Consider the following 15,810-nt stretch of genomic DNA (forward strand, 5'->3'; position numbering starts at 1 on the left):
GACTCCTGACCCGACTGCTCCCCCTCCCTGATCCTCCCTGATCGGAGACCCGTCATGTCCCCACGATCTCGGGCCGCCTGGTGGCTCGCTCCACTCGTCACGCTCGGCCTGCTGATCGCGCTCCTGGCCTCCGCGCCCGCGGCACACGCGGAGGAGGGCGCGACGGACAACTGCGTGCCGGGCGACGTCTTGGAATGCCTCCAGTTCAGCTCGGGGTACGCCGACGACGCCGACCCGGAGGAGGATCCGGTCAACAACCGGCCCACCGACGACTCCCCGTCCTGGGACATCGAGATGGCGACCGCCGCGCCGTCGAACAGCGGCCAGCCGTGGCAGGGCACCTTCCGCGTGGTCCAGCACAGCACGGTCGACGGTGCGGGCGGCGAGCAGTGCCTGCAGGCGCACGCCGTGATCACCGACCCGATCGCCATCGACAAGGGCGTGACGCTGGAGGACTGCTCGGCGATCGCCGACCAGCGCTGGTACGTCGAGCTGGTGGGGCGCGAGGACGAGGCGATCGACACCACCCCGGGTGCCTGGGATCCGTGGGCGCTCTACCAGAACCCGACCCGGGCCGAGGGCCGGCGGACCAAGTTCTACCTCCGCAGCGCCGGGGGCGGCGACGTGGCCGACCTCTGCTACGGCGCGGAGGCCGACGGCCTCTACGTCCTCGGCCAGACGGGCCGGGGCGGCCGGCTGTTCGAGTGCGGCCAGAACCCGTCCGACATCGGCGCCATCGTGGGCGCCAACTCCCGCATGGACAAGGAGAACGCCGAGTGGAACCTGTTCAGCTACGGGTCGGGCTATCCGCGTCATCGCACCGAGGGCGAGCGGCGACAGATCGCGGACGCCCTCTTCAGCGCCGCGCTCGTCCACGCGCTCGCGGTCTGCGCCAGCCCGAACGGCAGGAGCACCTGCGCCGGCAAGCTTCACGACGAGTCCGGGGCCGAGGTCTCCGACTGGAGCCGGATCGACAACCTGCAGCTCAACCAGCAGGTCACCCCCACCACCATCACCAACGGATGCGCGGCGGGTCCGGACGAGTCGGTCGGCGGTGACGACGGGGACGACGGCGACGGCGGTGGCGGTGGCTCGGGCACGACGGACCCGCCGCCCTCGGCACGGGTGATCTACAACGGCGGCGACGAGCCGATGACCACGACGCTCGGGAGCAGCGGCACCAACGCGTTCAGCGCGTCGGAGACCCACAGCCTCTCGGTCGCGGTCAAGGCCAGCTACGACGTGTTCATCACCTCGGGCGACGTCACGGTGACCACCTCGAGCGAGTGGGGCAAGACCTGGACCAAGAGCCACACCTTCAGCCAGGACGTGACCTGGACGGTGCCACCCCGCCGCTACGCCCGGGCCACCGTCAGCACGGCCGCGCTGCGGGTGCGGGCGGCATGGCGGTTCCACACGCAGACGGGTGGGTTCAACCCCTGGCAGACCGATGCCTTCTCGGTGCTCAACGTCCCCTACTCCAGCGACCCGACCGCCGGCGAGCCGGACACCTTGATGTCGGTCTACAACTCGTGGGACTGGAAGGCCTGCTCGGCGGCGGCCCCGAGCGTGCTCGACCCGGGCAGGCGGCCCGAGATCACCAACACCACCGAACCGGGCGTCGCGCCGACGATCGGCGACGTGCTCAGTGCCGAGGCCGACGACCCGGACGACTCCTGGTGGGACACGCGGGAGAGCAGCGAGCCCGTCGTCCTCCGCTACCAGTGGTACCGGCAGCGGGGCGCTCAGCCCGCCGAGGCGATCGACAACGCGCGCGGCCGCACCTACCTGGTGACCGACGACGACATCACCGACCCCGAGGTGATGGACCGGTTCGGGCCCTACCACCTCTTCGTGGGCGTCACCGACGTCGCGAACCAGTACCGCTTCGACTCCCGCGAGTACCTCTCGCTGACCACCTCCGCAGTCACCGAGGAGCGGACCCGGATCGGCGACACCCAGGTGCGGCTGTCGATCCTCAACCAGGACGTCGATGCCGGCACCGACACCATCGTCGACGTCGCCGCCTCGGCCGCGGGAGCGGCGGCGCCACCCAGCGGCACCGTGACGATCCGCGACAACGACGTCGAGATCGGCGTGCCGGTCGAGCTCGGTGCGGACGGCACGGTGCGTACCCGGCTCCGGCTGCCCCGCGGGGCCCACGCCCTGGAGGCCGTGTACGGCGGCGACGGCACCGTGAGCGGCGGGCTCAGCAACGTCGCCCGGACCACGGTCTCGGGATCGCCGTCGAAGACCACGTTGGAGCTGGTCGAGGCCACCACCGCCGTCGGCGCGGTCTCGCACGCCCGGGTCGCGGTCGTCCCGACCGGACGCGCCGACGTCGCTCCCGGCGGGCAGGTCCAGCTGCGCGCCGACGGCAACACCCTCGGCGCGCCGATCACGCTCGGCGCCGACGGCACGGCGGAGGTGGCCCTGCCCGCACCGGTCGCCGGCGGGCACCGCCAGATCACGGCCGGCTACCTGGGCGACGAGGTCTTCGACCCGTCGACGAGCCAGCCGGCCACCCAGCAGGTCGCCGCCATCGCCACGCAGGTGAGCCTCGCGGGCGACGTACTCATCACGCATCGCAGGGGGAGGATCAAGTGGGTCGCCACGGTCGCGGCCCACTCCGGGGCGCCGCAGGGCACCGTGCAGTTCCGGGTCGACGGCCTCGCCCACGGCGCTGCGATCGCGATCGACGACTCCGGCCGGGCCTGGCTGACGATGACGGGCCTGGCGCTCGGCCGGCACCGGGTCACCGCCCAGTACGCCCCGACGTCGTCGGTCCACGGCGGCTCGCTGTCCGCCACGGTCGACGTCGAGGTACGTCGCCACGGCGCCAAGACGAAGGCGAGGGCCGCCCACACGACGGTCAAGAAGGGCAGGAGGCTCGTCGTCACCGGCACCGTCAGGGGAACCAAGGGCGCCCCGCCGGTCGCCGGCCGCAAGGTGCAGCTGATCGTCAACGGGGTCGTCGTCGCGAAGGCGACGGTGGTCCGCAACGGCGGCTACCGGCTGACGGCGAAACGGCAACGGCTGCTCGAGGGCGACAACGTCGTCCGGGTCCGGTACGTCGGCTCCCGGCCCCGGTCCATCGCGCCGGATCTGTCGAAGAGGCTCCGGGTACGCCGTGCGTGACCTGGCGGGCCGGGGTCGACCGGCTGCATGGACTCCCTGACAGATCCCCCGTCGCCTACGGCGTCACCGGCGTGGCGATGTGGACCAGCGCGTCGCCCGCGTTGACGATCGGGGCCCGGGTCAGTCCGATCACGATGCCGTCGCGGTCGGCGTGGACCAGCCGCACCCGGCGCCCGAAGGTGTCGGAGAGCCCACCGAGGCGCTGACCGGTCTCGACGCGCTCGCCGAGCCTGACCTCGAGGTGCAAGATGCCGGTGCCGCGGGCGCGGACCCAGGCGCTGGAGCGGGACTCGGCCGGCGCCGGATGGTCGGCCCAGGCGGGATCGGGGTCGATCATGTCGAGCGAGGCCAGCACCCGTCGTACGCCGCCGACGCCGACGGCGATCGGCTCGGCCTGGAAGCGCATCGCCTCGCCGGCCTCGTAGAGCAGGACCCGCGCGCCGCGGTCGCGGCCGGCCTGGCGCAGCGAGCCGTCGCGCAGCCGGGCGTGCAGCATGACCGGCGCGCCGAACGCCTCGGCGAGCTCGCGGGTGCGGGGGTCGTCGAGGTCGGCGCGGATCTGGGGCAGGTTGCTGCGCCGGTCGGCCGCGGTGTGCAGGTCGATGCCGACGTCGCACTTGCCGACCACCTCGGTCATGAACAGGTGCGCGATCCGGCTGGCCAGCGAGCCGCGCGCCGAGCCGGGGAACGATCGGTTGAGGTCGCGCCGGTCGGGGAGGTAGCGGTCGCCCGTCATGAATCCGAACACGTTCACGACGGGTACGGCGAGCAGGGTGCCGCGCAGCGTCTTCGGCGACAGGCTCGCCACGATCTGCTGCACCACCTCGACGCCCATCACCTCGTCGCCGTGGATGGCGGCGTTGACCCAGACGGTCGGCCCGGCCTCCCGCCCGTGGACCACCCGTACCGGCAGGCTGATGTCGCCGCCGGTCACCAGGCGGGTGATCGGCAGCTCGACCTCCTTGGCCGAGCCGGTCCGGACCCGCACGGTGCCGATCGCGAAGGACTCACGCAACGCCACGCGGCACCACCCCGCGGTTCTTGCGGCGTACCTTCCGCGGTGGCCGACCGCCGAGGTAGGAGCGGCCCGAGTCGACGAGGAAGCCCTGGCGCAGGGCCTCGCGCCCCACCAGCATCCGGAAGCCCATCTCGTCGCGGCGGGTCAGGGTCACCTCGGTGCTCACCGTGGTCCCGAGCAGCTCGAGCTCGGTGAGGACGACGAAGCGCTCCTGGGTGTGTCCCGTCGAGCTGCGGATCGTACGCCGGTCGTGGACCGGGCACTCGACGTCCACCGCGTCCTCGGCGGAGCGCTGCCAGGGGTGGACCGAGAAGCGGACCCAGTCCGCCCCGTCGCGCTCGAAGGCGGTGAGGTCGAAGGCATGAAGGGCCGAGGAGCGGGCACCGGTGTCGAGCTTGGCCTTGACCGGTCCCACGCCGAGGCCGGGCAGACGCACCCACTCGCGCCAGCCGGCGACCACCGGCGGGCTGCTTGAATGTGTACTGACCACACCGCAATCCAATCAGGTCGGGTATGAAGCTCGCGATCCTCTCCCGCGCTCCGCGGTCCTACAGCACCCAGCGCCTGCGCACCGCCGCCCTCGACCGGGGACACCAGGTGAAGGTGCTCAACACGCTCCGCTTCGCCATCGACTTGTCGAGCGACGAGCCGGACCTGCAGTTCCGCGGCAAGCAGCTCTCGGACTACGACGCCGTGCTGCCGCGGATCGGCAACTCGATCACCTACTTCGGTACGGCGGTCGTGCGCCAGTTCGAGCAGATGGACGTCTACACGCCCAACACCGCGAACGGGATCGCCAATTCGCGCGACAAGCTGCGCGCCACCCAGATCCTCTCGCGCCACAACATCGGCATGCCGGCCACGACCTTCGTGCGCGACCGCGCCGACGTGATCCCCGCGATCGAGCGGGTCGGCGGCGCGCCGGTCGTGATCAAGCTGCTCGAGGGCACCCAGGGCATCGGCGTCATCCTCGCCCCGAGCATCAAGGTCGCCGAGGCGATCATCGAGACCCTGCAGAGCACCAAGCAGCAGGTCCTCATCCAGCGCTTCGTCAAGGAGTCGCGCGGTCGCGACGTGCGGGCCCTGGTCGTCGGCGACCGCGTGGTCGCGGCCATGCGACGGGTCGCGCAGGGCGACGAGTTCCGCTCCAACGTCCACCGCGGCGGCAGCGTCGAGCCGGTGGAGCTGGACCCGGCGTACGAACAGGTCGCCGTCCGCGCCGCGCAGATCATGGGTCTCAAGGTCGCCGGCGTCGACATGCTGGAGGCCAAGTCCGGCCCGCTCGTGATGGAGGTCAACTCCTCCCCGGGCCTGGAGGGCATCGAGACCGCCACCAAGCTCGACGTCGCCGGCGCCATCATCGACCACATCGACAACCAGGTCGCCTTCCCGCAGATCGACGTCCGCGAGCGGCTGTCGGTCTCCACCGGGTACGGCGTCGCCGAGCTCGTCGTCCACGGCGACGCCGACCTCGTCGGCAAGTCGATCGGCGACTCGGGCCTGCGCGACCGCGACATCACCGTGCTCACCCTGCACCGCGGCACCATCGTCATCCCCAACCCGTTCCCCCACCACGTGCTGGAGGCCGAGGACCGGCTGCTGTGCTTCGGCAAGCTCGAGGAGATGCGCTCGATGATCCCCGCTCGCCCCAAGCGCCGGGCACGGGTCAAGAAGCTCCCGAAGACCCCGATCCACGAGGCGTGAGCCGGGCCGGCCGCATGACCTGCCCGACCGGCGTGACGGATGGGTCCTGTGGGAAGCCCGCCATCCGGGCCCCGACCAGCGCGGATCCACGACGGGGCAGGATGGCCCGCATGACTGACGCACCCGCCGAGCTGGTCCACCTCGACATCGCGGACGGCATCGCGACGATCACCCTCGACTCGCCCCACAACCGCAACGCGCTCTCGCGCCAGCTGGTCACCGAGCTGGTCGCCCACCTGACCACGGCCGACGACGACGCCGACGTCCGCGTGGTGGTGCTGAGGTCCTCGGGCCGGGTGTTCTGCTCGGGTGCCGACCTCTCCGAGGCCTCGACGGTGCCGATGCAGGAGGGCGCTCGCGCGATCGTGGCCCTGCAGCGCCAGATCGTCGCCTCGGCGAAGCCGGTCGTGACCGTCGTCGAGGGTGCCGCCCGCGCCGGAGGGATCGGCATCGTCGCCGCCTCCGACGTCGTCGTGGTCGCCGACGACGCGACCTTCGCGCTGACCGAGGTCAAGCTCGGCCTCACCCCCGCCGTCATCTCGCTCACCGTGTTCTCGCGCCTCACCCCCCGCGCCCTGGCCTGGACCGCGCTCGGCGGCGAGGTGTTCACCGGTGCCGAGGCCGCCGAATTCGGGCTCGCGACCTTCGCCGTACCCGCCGCGGACCTCCAGGCCACGGTCGACGACGTGGTCGGCAGGCTCGCCACCGGCGCCGCCCAGGGCCTGCGCGAGACCAAGCGGCTCCTCGCTGCCGACCTGCTCGAGCGGATCGACGCGCGGGGTGAGGAGCTGGTCGAGCTCAGCGCGCGGCTGTTCGGCTCCGACGAGGCTCGCGAGGCGATGACCGCCTTCCTGACCCGCACGAAGGGCTGAATCCGTCGTCGGCGTTTGCGGCGGCCCGATCCGGAGCATGGACGTGGAAGGGAGGTGGACGTGGTGAACAGGAAGAAGTGTGGGTTCGCGGCGGCGGGGGTGCTGGTGGCAGTGGCGGTGACGGTCCTGCCAGGAGGTACGACGGCCCACGCGGCGTCGGAGGCCGACGAGGCGTGCCTGATGCGGGCGACCACGGGCCGGGTGGAGTGCTACCCGAGCGCGGACGCCCTGCTGCAGGCGGTGACCGGCCACTCGGCCGACGGACTCACCACCGCCGACCTGGCCGACCCGCGCACGGTGGCCGCGATCGAGGCCGGCCTGACCGGAGCGGCCCGGGCACCCGGCCTGCCTGCCCCCGGTGCGTCCCTCGCGTCGGCCGTGACCGCGATCTTCTACGACGGCCTCAACCGCACCGGCGCCGCGCTGGTCATGGAGGCGCCCAGCGGCTGCGACGACGACCCCGACGTCGACTGGGCCTGGCCGACGCTCACCGCCGCGTGGCGCAACCGGATCCGCTCGGGGGTGGGCTACGCCAGCTGCGAGTTCAAGGTGTGGAACCACGCGTCGTACGGCGGCGCGTCGTACGGCTACGTCGCGAGCTCCGGGAACTTCGGGGCGCTCGACGCCGCCGCCAACTCGGTCAAGATGCGCTAGATGACTGACCCCCGGGAATCAGTCATCTAGGGCCGCTGTCCGTCGGGCTGCACATCCCCCTGCTGGGCAGTGCTGAACTCCAGGACCGACGGCGTCGCCGGGTCCGTGCAGGCGGGGGTGTCCTCGGTGAGCTGGGCCTCGGCGGTCGAGCCGTCGGGGAAGCCGACCCGAACGACCGGACTCGCCTCGCCGCACCAATTGCGCCAGGACGCGTGCAGCGCGGCGTGCTGCCCGACGTCGAGGACGACCGGGGCGAGGGTGGCGGGGATGGTGGTGCGCGTCGCCGTCGTACCGGTGCCGACGGTGATCCGCACGCCCTGCCCGAGAACACAGGGGCGGGCCGCGGGGCCGTCGAGCAGCAGTACGAGGTCGCGGGGCATCGCGGTGTCGGCACCGGCAGTGCTCACCCCGGTCGCCCGGATGGTCACGGTGCCGCAGGCAGGGGAGGCGGCCGGGCCGGGGGCGTGGTCGCGCTCGCCGTGCAGGAGGACGCCCGCCACGCCGAGCCCGGCGACCACGCAGGCCGTGGCCGCGACACCGGCCACCCGGCGCTGCCGGTGCCGGCGCTGGGCGGCGGCCACCCGCTCGAGCAGGTCGGGGACGTGCGGGACGGGGACGTCGCCGCCGCGGACGAAGTCGCGCAGCGCCTTCTCGAGGTCACTCATGCGCCGACCTCCCCACGGTGTCGTCGGGCAGGTCCGCGCCCATCAGCCGGCGCAGCCTCGCCATCCCGCGGCTGGCCTGGCTCTTGACCGTGCCGGGCCGGCAGGAGAGGACCTCGGCGATCTCCTTCTCGGAGCAGTCCTCGTAGTAGCGCAGCACGAGCACGGCGCGCTGTCGCGGCGGCAGCTGTTGCAGGGCGGCCCATACGTCGGACTCCCAGTCCGGCCCGGCGTCGCCGACCGCCCGTTCCTCGAGCTCGGCGCGCAGCTGCTCGCGCCGGTCGCGCTTGCTGCGGGTCCACCACAGGCGGGTCATGGTGCGGCGGGCGTAGGCGTCCTGGTGCTCGACGTCGCGGACGTGCCGCCAGCGCCGGCCGAGCCGCAGGAAGGTCTCCTGGGTGAGGTCGGCGGCGGTGTGGGGGTCGCCTCCGGTCAGGAGCATGCCGTAGCGCAGGAGGCCGTGCTGCTTCGCCGCCACGAATGCGGCGAACTCGGCGTCCACGCGCCGCTCACCCCCTCCCGAGACTTCGTGTTCATGACTACCTCAAGGCCGCTGTGCCCCCTGAGGGTTGCATCACCGTCCTGATTCCTGGGTCACAGGGTCGCGAAGGCGGGCATGGAACACCTTCGACGCCGGGGCCGACCGTGGGCCGCCGACGCGACTCTCGCCGACCTAGCCCCAATGCCGTCAACTTAAGCCGACATGGTGGTTGTCACGGTGGCGCGCCGGTGAGGATGTTGATTCTGGTGTCGGTGTGGTGGCTGGGGCCGCGGAGCCGTCCTCTGGCGGTGTGTGGGGCGTAGTTTGAGATCGCTCGTTTCACCACCCGTGGGGCGGTACGGGCTCGGCGTTGGGGCAGAAGGTCGGCCAGGATCTGGCGTCCGATGGCGCCGACGATGTCGGTGACAGCGCCGGCGATGATCCCGGCCGCTTTGATGATCTGGTCACGTGCGGCGTTGAACGCCACGGTGAAGCTGGCCCGGTCAGGGTCGAGCTCGGGGCGGGCGATCGCGGTGTCAGCGATCGCGATCCTGATGGCCTGGTAGGCCACCAACAGTGCGTAGACCTCTTGCTCGATACCGGTCGGGGTGCGGGCGCGGAGCACTCGCCCGCCCAGGATGGTGGACTTGAGTTCGCAGTAGGTGGTCTCGATCTCCCACCGCTGGTGGTAGAGCCGCACGATCTCCTCGGCCCTGCAGGACTGATCGATGACGGTGGTGATCAGCCGGTAGGACGCCTCGCGCTGGCCTGCGGGAGTGGTGATCGTGATCGTTGCATCGATCACGCGGACTTGGACCGGACCGATCCGCGACAGGTAGGACCCGTCGCCCAGACGGTGGCACACTGGGAGCTTGCGAGCACCACGGCCGTTCTTGGCTCTCATGAGCACGTCGGCACCGGTTGCGGCGATCTGGGTGATGAGGTCGCCGGCCGCGAAGTTGCGGTCGCCCAGCACGATCATCCCCGGGCCCATCGCACCGAGCAGGTCGAGTGCGAACCGGGTCTCGCCACGGCTGGTCGGGCCGAACGTCGCGGCCAGCAGGGTCCGGGTGCCGCACGCGACCAACGCGAGCAGCCGGATCATCGGGTATCCGGTGCCGCCGTGATAGCCCCGGCCCTTGCGGTGCACCCTCAGGTTCGCTTCGGTGTCGGGGCAGCACATCATGGTGCCGTCGATCGCGCACACCAGCCGCCCGCGCCACCACGTGCCCTTCGTGCCAGGGGCCGCGGCCGACGTCGTCAGCAGAGCGAACAACTCTCGCAACGGTGCCGGGCCGACACGGCGGCGTGCTGCGGCCAGCGCCGCGGCGGACGGCCTGGCGAGGGGCCCGAGCGCCGGATCCAGACCCGTGACCAGCCGGGCCCATACCTGCCGGTAGCCGCACTCGGCGAACAGTGCACCGGCAAGGAGGAGGTAGACCACGACCCGGGAGGGAAGGTCACGGGTGCGTTGCTGGACCCTGCGGGTCTGGGCAAGGACCGCGTCGACCATCTCGAACGACACGATCTGGGTCAACTCGCCCAGATGACCCGGTGCGTACACGCTTCGCGAGCGCTCCTCACGTCCAGCGGCGTGGGAACTGACGCGGGAACTGATGTTGGGGATGACATGATGAACAGGCAACGGAGCTCCCGGGGAAGGAGAAGCTTCTTGGTCGTTGCATCTCTAACCCGGGCTCCGTTGCACCCCACGCCGACACGCCGCACTCGGTCCTTGACCCACCCGCCCCGTCCTTAAGTTGACGGCATTGGACCTAGCCCTCGAGGTACGCCGTCAGCATCGTCACGATCACGCTGTGGGCGCGGTCGAGGTCGATGTGGGTGCCGAGCAGCTGCTCGTTGCGCAGGCTGCGCAGCATCGCGGGCAGCAGCTCCGACATGGCTGCCCGCCGTTCCTCGTCGAGGCCCTCGACCCCGTCGAAGAAGCGGTTGAACGCCGTCGTCGAGAGCTCGTCGAGGCGTCGGATCGACGCGGCCGTGCGCGGGTGGGTCTCCGCGAGCGTCTCGAGCGGACGCGGCAGGGCCCAGCGCATGGTCTCGACGGTGACGGCGTACGGCGACTCGAGGACCGAGCAGTACAGCTCGGCGACCTCGGCGACCCGTCCGGCGACGGTCGTGCTCTGCGGCTTGCCCCACAGGTCGGGGCCGATCTCGGCGACCTGGTCGGCGACCGCGGACCAGAACCCGTCGGAGTCGCCGAACAGGTTCTGCACCGAGCCCCAGCTGAGCCCGGCCTCCTTTGCGACCATGTTGATCGAGACGGTCTCCGGGCGGCCGGTCCCGAGCATCTCGACCGCCGTCGACAACAGCTTCTCGCGCGCGGCGACGCCGCGGCGGTTGGGTTTGCGGGACATGGTCGTCCCGGTCGTGACGCTCATCGTGTTCCCCCCTTGGACACGTGATGCTTCGGGCCGTTCACCTCCACAGTAGTGCCTTTGGTGGTAGTTCGCTGTCCCCTTCGAGGCTTGGGGTTCGACGCCTGTAGAGTTGGTGGCTTGCCGCTTTCGAGCGGCTGTTCAGGAACGAGTGCGGACGGTAGGGGTCACGTCGGTGGCAGACGAGCTGGTGGAGCGCGAGGTCGCGGCAGAGCAGGCCTTCGTCGACCGGGTCTACCGGCAGCTGGAGCAGGCCGGGAAGGCCGCCCAGCAGCTGGCGAGAGAAGGACATTCGCGGGGCCGTCTGGGCCACGAGGGCGGCCTGGTGGAGCGCGACGCGATGGTGTTCCAGGCCGCGAAGCGGATCGCGCAGCTCGACGCCGCCCACGAGGGTCTGGTGTTCGGGAGGCTCGACCTCGACGCGGCACTCGACGCCGCCCCGCGCTATGTCGGCCGGATCGGCCTGCGCGACGACGACCACGAGTCGCTGCTGATCGACTGGCGCGCGCCGGCCGCCGCGGTCTTCTACCAGGCGACGGCGGCCGAGCCCCACGGCGTGCTCCGCCGGCGGGTGCTGCGCAGCACGGGTCGGTCGGTCGTGGGTGTCGAGGACGAGCTCCTCGACGCCGAGGGGCTGTCGGCCGCCGAGGCCGCCGGCCGCGAGCTGCCGATCGTCGGCGAGGGCGCGTTGATGGCGCAGCTCTCCCGGGCCCGCGACCGCTCGATGCACTCCATCGTCGCGACCATCCAGGCCGAGCAGGACAAGGCGATCCGGGCGCCCTCGCGGGGCGTCGTGTCGATCTCCGGTGGTCCCGGCACCGGCAAGACCGTCGTCGCGCTGCACCGGGCGGCGTACCTCCTCTACACCGACCGCCAGCGCTACGAGCGCGGCGGCGTGCTCGTCGTCGGCCCGTCGGGCGTGTTCATGCGCTACATCGAGCGGGTGCTGCCCTCGCTCGGCGAGACCGCGGTCGCGCTGCGCAGCCTCGGCGAGGTCGTCGACGAGGTCCGCGCGACCCGCCACGACGAGCCGGCCGTCGCCGACATCAAGGGCTCCGCGCGGATGGCCGAGCTGATGCGTCGTACGGCGCGCCAGCAGGCGCCCGGCAGCCCGCGGGAGTACCGCGTCTTCTGGCGTGACGACCGGCTGCTCCTCGACCGCGGCAGGCTCGGCCAGGTCCGCCGCCAGCTGATGTCGCAGGGTCTGCGCAACAAGCAGCTCCCGCGGATCTCCCACGCTCTCCTCGATGCGCTGTGGCGTCAGGTCCGCGGCGAGCGTGGCCGCGAGCAGGGGCGGGAGAAGTTCAACGACGAGATGCTCTCGCGCGACGACTTCCTCGACTTCGCCCTCGCCTGGTGGCCGCCGCTCGATGCGCCGACCGTGCTGTGCTGGCTGCGCGAGCCGGAGTTCCTGGCCCGGGTCGGCGAGGGCCTGCTGTCGGCCGAGGAGCAGCGGCTGCTGTCGAAGACCTGGGCCGGACTCGACCCGTCCCGGCCGATCAGTCCGCAGATCTCGATCGAGGACGTGCCGCTGCTCGACGAGCTGCGCTACGCCCTCGGCGACGTACCCCAGAAGGCCGACGACGAGCGCGACGACCCGATCGCGCTGATCGAGGGCGCGGTCGACATCCAGGAGCTGATGACCGCCTCCGACCGTGAGTTCGCGCCGTCGGGCCGGGCCTGGCGGCCGCCGATCTCGAGCATCGAGGACGACGGCTACGCCCACGTTCTCATCGACGAGGCGCAGGACCTCACCCCCATGCAGTGGCGGATGGTCGGCCGCCGCGGACGCACCGCCTCCTGGACCATCGTCGGCGACCCGGCACAGTCGTCCTGGCCGGTGCCCGAGGAGGCTGCGGCGGCGCGTTCGGCGGCGCTGGAGCGCAAGCAGGCGCACTCCTTCCACCTGTCGACCAACTACCGCAACTCGGCCGAGATCTACGCCCACGCGGCCGCCTACGCCTCGCGCGTGGGCCTCGACGCCGACCTGCCCGACGCCGTACGCCGCACCGGCGAGGAGCCGGTCGTCGTCGACCTGCCCCCGGGCGCCGGCGTCGCCGAGCTCGAGGCCGCCACCCGTGCCGCCGTTCTCGACCTCGCCGGTCGGGTCTCCGGGACGGTGGGCGTCGTCGTACCCGTCGCCCGGCGCTCCGAGGTCAACGCCTGGCTCGCCTCCTGGCCCGAGCTGGCCGCCGACGCCCCCGGCGCCCGCGCCGCCATCGACTCCTCCGTCGCGCCCTCCGGCGAGGACCGGGTGGTCGTGCTCACCGGGCTCGACACCAAGGGCCTGGAGTTCGACGGGATCGTCGTCGTCCGGCCGCAGGAGATCGAGGACGAGTCGGTCACCGGACGCGCCACGCTGTACGTCGTGCTCACCCGCGCGACCCAGCTGCTCACGACCATCGGCTGAGGTCGGGGAACCGGCGTTCGCCCCGAGCGCATCCAGCGGAGCCTCGTGCGCGTTGTGCAGCCCACCAACGCCTCAACCCCACGTTGTGCTGCGCCCGGTCGAGCCCGCGCGCGACGACGTCGCGCCACACCGTGCCGCCGCCTTCGGCGCCCTCCGCGCCGAAGGCGGCGGCGATCAGCCGCAGCGTCGCGTCGCTCTCGTCGGGGCGCGGGGCACGGATCTCGAGACTCACCCCGTCATGGTCGCAGCCGACGCGGCGAGCGCCTCGACCGCCGCCAGGTCGTAGCTCCCGGCGTCGGTGCCGAGCCCCTGGGCGACCTGCGCGGCGGTGGCGCAGCCGAGCCGGGCCGCCTCGACGGGCGTCCGGCCGAGTGCGAGCCCGCGCAGGTAGCCGGCCGAGAAGGCGTCGCCGCAGCCGGTGGTGTCGACCACCTCGACCGGGTACGCCGGCACCTCGCTCACCCCGTCGGCCGTGGCGACCAGCGCGCCCCGGGCGCCCTGGGTGACCGTGACGCAGCCGGCGCCGGCGGCGACCAGGGCCTGCGCGCCCTCGGCGAGCGTGGCGGCGCCGGTGAAGCCCAGGACCTGCTCGTCGTTGGGGAGCAGGTGGTCGGTGTGGGGCAGCGCGGCGGCGATCCAGGCCAGCAGGTCCGGGTCGCCGGGGGCCAGGATGTCGACCGAGGTGGTGATTCCGGCGGCGCGGGCCCGGGCCAGCAGCTCACCGGCCGCGTCGCCGCCGAGGAACTCCGGGCCGCCCAGGTGCAGGTGGGTCACGCCGGACAGCAGGTCGGCCGGCAGGTCGTCGAGCGTGAACGCGCCGTTGGCGCCGATGCAGTGCCAGGCCGGGCGGTCGCCGTTCGGCCGGACCGGCAGCACCGACGCCGACGTCTGGGCGGAGTCCTTGCGCACCAGTCCGGCCACGTCGACCCCCTCGCGGGCGAGCAGCGCGAGCAGGGTGTCGCCGACGGGGTCGGTGCCCACGGCGCCGTACGACCGGACCGTGGCGCCGAGCCGGCTGAGCACGACGGCGGTGCCGCCGGCGGTGCCGGCCGGCGACATCCGGATCGTCTCGACCAGCTGGCCGTCGGACCCGGCGGGGATGGACTCGATGCCGAGCACGTGGGTGTCGAGGACGTGGACGCCGACGGCGGCGACGGTCATGCTCATTCAGATCTCCTGGGGAACCCCGTAGCCGCGCTCCAGCGCGGCGCGGACGACGTCGAGCTGCTGCTCCTCGGTGAGCGCCCGCGGCGTGCCGAGGGCGCTGGCCCGGTGGTGCAGCTGGCACAGCCACTCGAGCAGCAGGGCGTTCTCGACGGCCTGGTCCAGCGAGCCGCCGAGGGTGACCGAGCCGTGGTTGGCGAGCAGCGCGGCGCTGCGGTCCGCCAGCGCCGCCCTGACGTTGGCCGCGAGCTCGGCCGTACCGAAGGTGGCGTACGGCGCCACGCGGACCTCGCCGCCCAGCGCGAGCTGTTGGTAGTGGAGCACCGGCAGTGCGTCGTGTACGCACGCGACCGCGGTCGCGAAGGGTGCGTGGGTGTGGACGACCGCGGCCGCCGGTCCGTCGGCGTACACGCCGAGGTGGAGGGAGAGCTCGCTGGTCGGCGCGAGCCCGCCCTCGACCACGGTGCCGTCGAGCGCGACGACCGTGACGTCGTCGGGGGTGCAGGCGCCGAGGGCGACGCCCGTGGCGGTGACCGCGATCCGGTCGTCGTGGCGGGCCGAGACGTTGCCGGCGGTGCCGATCAGCAGCCCGGCCTCGGCCAGCCGACGGGCTGCGGTGGCGACCTCCGCGCGGAGCGGGTCGGTCAACGCGCGATCCGCTCGAGATAGCCGGCCACCAGGGTGATCGCCTCGGTGATGAGGAACTCGTCGCCGCGCGGGTCGTGCTCGAAGGCGAGCTGGAAGGCGCTGTCGCCGACCTCCACGGCCAGCTCGGCGATCGCGGCGAGCTGGGCGTCGTCGTAGTCGCCGGGGGAGAAGAGTCCCGCGTCGCGGCCGACGGCGAGCAGGTTCTCCGCGATCCGCCGGTTGTGGTGGCGGCCGTACTCGTAGATCGCGGGGTTGGTCCGGCCCCGCACCCAGATCTGCATGAACGCCGGCCGGCGGTGGTAGACCGCGACGAACGCCCGCATCGCGGTCTCGACCAGGCTGGCGACGGTGAGGTCGTCGACGGCGAGGAGGTCGGCTGCGACCTGCTCGTCCATCTCCGCCATGTCGCGCTCGCACAGCGCGAGCAGGACGGCCTCCTTGTCGGCGAAGTACTGGTAGAGCGAGGCCACGGGGAGCTCGGCCGCGTCGGCGATGGAGCGTGTCGTGAGCCCGTCGACGCCGTTGGTCACGACGAGCCGCGCGGCCGAGTCCAGGATCCGCTCGACCCGCTCCCGGGAGCGGGCCTGGGCAGGGACCCGGCGCCGGCTCGGACCCGTGCTGGGCCCGACGGTGGGCTCGACGGTGGCGGACGGCATGGACGCA

The 15,810-nt window shown here is 72.5% G+C and carries 15 protein-coding genes; 5 read left to right on the forward strand and 10 right to left on the reverse strand.

Annotation, left to right across the window (positions count from 1 at the left end; translation table 11 throughout):
• The first annotated feature begins 54 nt into the window (after window positions 1–54).
• Window positions 55–3,138, forward strand: a complete 3,084-nt coding sequence (locus ACUP6Y_RS01385) for an Ig-like domain repeat protein (RefSeq protein ID WP_462553811.1) — start codon at window positions 55–57, stop codon at window positions 3,136–3,138.
• A 55-nt stretch (window positions 3,139–3,193) separates the two neighbouring features.
• On the opposite strand, the gene ACUP6Y_RS01390 is transcribed toward ACUP6Y_RS01385, so the two are convergent.
• Window positions 3,194–4,159: a succinylglutamate desuccinylase/aspartoacylase family protein gene (locus ACUP6Y_RS01390; protein WP_462553812.1), complete on the reverse strand. Its 966-nt coding sequence runs from the start codon at window positions 4,157–4,159 to the stop codon at window positions 3,194–3,196.
• Window positions 4,146–4,616, reverse strand: a complete 471-nt coding sequence (locus ACUP6Y_RS01395; RefSeq protein WP_462553813.1) for an ATP-dependent zinc protease family protein — start codon at window positions 4,614–4,616, stop codon at window positions 4,146–4,148. Before ACUP6Y_RS01395 ends, ACUP6Y_RS01390 begins: the two co-directional genes overlap by 14 nt.
• A gap of 53 nt (window positions 4,617–4,669) precedes the next feature.
• Here ACUP6Y_RS01395 and ACUP6Y_RS01400 point away from each other — a divergent pair, with 53 nt between their 5' ends.
• The 3 genes from ACUP6Y_RS01400 to ACUP6Y_RS01410 all read left to right on the forward strand — a co-directional run bounded on the left by ACUP6Y_RS01400 (window position 4,670) and on the right by ACUP6Y_RS01410 (window position 7,386).
• Window positions 4,670–5,860, forward strand: coding sequence for a RimK family alpha-L-glutamate ligase (locus ACUP6Y_RS01400; protein WP_462553814.1), 1,191 nt, complete (start codon window positions 4,670–4,672; stop codon window positions 5,858–5,860).
• A gap of 110 nt (window positions 5,861–5,970) precedes the next feature.
• Window positions 5,971–6,732: an enoyl-CoA hydratase-related protein gene (locus ACUP6Y_RS01405; protein ID WP_462553815.1), complete on the forward strand. Its 762-nt coding sequence runs from the start codon at window positions 5,971–5,973 to the stop codon at window positions 6,730–6,732.
• A 63-nt stretch (window positions 6,733–6,795) separates the two neighbouring features.
• Window positions 6,796–7,386 (forward strand): hypothetical protein, encoded by a 591-nt coding sequence (locus ACUP6Y_RS01410; RefSeq protein WP_462553816.1) that lies wholly within the window; start codon window positions 6,796–6,798, stop codon window positions 7,384–7,386.
• Window positions 7,387–7,412: 26 nt separating this feature from the next.
• On the opposite strand, the gene ACUP6Y_RS01415 is transcribed toward ACUP6Y_RS01410, so the two are convergent.
• The 4 genes from ACUP6Y_RS01415 to ACUP6Y_RS01430 form a co-directional block, all read right to left on the reverse strand.
• The gene (locus ACUP6Y_RS01415) at window positions 7,413–8,051 is read right to left on the reverse strand and encodes a hypothetical protein (protein ID WP_462553817.1); all 639 of its coding nucleotides are present in this window, start codon (window positions 8,049–8,051) and stop codon (window positions 7,413–7,415) included.
• Window positions 8,044–8,550, reverse strand: a complete 507-nt coding sequence (locus ACUP6Y_RS01420; protein ID WP_462553818.1) for a SigE family RNA polymerase sigma factor — start codon at window positions 8,548–8,550, stop codon at window positions 8,044–8,046. The genes ACUP6Y_RS01415 and ACUP6Y_RS01420 overlap by 8 nt, the downstream gene beginning before the upstream one ends.
• A 211-nt stretch (window positions 8,551–8,761) precedes the next feature.
• Complete coding sequence (locus tag ACUP6Y_RS01425; protein WP_462550973.1) at window positions 8,762–10,093, reverse strand: IS4 family transposase; 1,332 nt, start codon at window positions 10,091–10,093, stop codon at window positions 8,762–8,764.
• A gap of 211 nt (window positions 10,094–10,304) precedes the next feature.
• Entirely contained in the window at window positions 10,305–10,928 is a 624-nt protein-coding gene (locus ACUP6Y_RS01430; RefSeq protein ID WP_462553819.1) for a TetR/AcrR family transcriptional regulator, read from the reverse strand.
• A gap of 172 nt (window positions 10,929–11,100) precedes the next feature.
• Between ACUP6Y_RS01430 and ACUP6Y_RS01435 the strand changes: the two genes are divergently transcribed.
• Window positions 11,101–13,335: a HelD family protein gene (locus ACUP6Y_RS01435; RefSeq protein ID WP_462553820.1), complete on the forward strand. Its 2,235-nt coding sequence runs from the start codon at window positions 11,101–11,103 to the stop codon at window positions 13,333–13,335.
• On the opposite strand, the gene ACUP6Y_RS01440 is transcribed toward ACUP6Y_RS01435, so the two are convergent.
• Genes ACUP6Y_RS01440 through ACUP6Y_RS01455 form a run of 4 tightly spaced genes read right to left on the reverse strand, consistent with a single transcriptional unit; the run spans window position 13,319 to window position 15,803 of the window.
• Window positions 13,319–13,567 (reverse strand): hypothetical protein, encoded by a 249-nt coding sequence (locus ACUP6Y_RS01440; protein ID WP_462553821.1) that lies wholly within the window; start codon window positions 13,565–13,567, stop codon window positions 13,319–13,321. The two genes, ACUP6Y_RS01435 and ACUP6Y_RS01440, sit on opposite strands and share 17 nt — an antisense overlap.
• A complete protein-coding gene (locus ACUP6Y_RS01445; protein WP_462553822.1) occupies window positions 13,564–14,502 on the reverse strand; it encodes a carbohydrate kinase family protein in 939 nt (312 codons plus the stop codon). Before ACUP6Y_RS01445 ends, ACUP6Y_RS01440 begins: the two co-directional genes overlap by 4 nt.
• Entirely contained in the window at window positions 14,503–15,147 is a 645-nt protein-coding gene (locus ACUP6Y_RS01450; RefSeq protein WP_462553823.1) for a class II aldolase/adducin family protein, read from the reverse strand.
• Window positions 15,144–15,803, reverse strand: a complete 660-nt coding sequence (locus tag ACUP6Y_RS01455) for a TetR/AcrR family transcriptional regulator (protein WP_462553824.1) — start codon at window positions 15,801–15,803, stop codon at window positions 15,144–15,146. The genes ACUP6Y_RS01450 and ACUP6Y_RS01455 overlap by 4 nt, the downstream gene beginning before the upstream one ends.
• Window positions 15,804–15,810: the final 7 nt, after the last annotated feature.

This window comes from Nocardioides sp. S5-5, assembly GCF_054954065.1.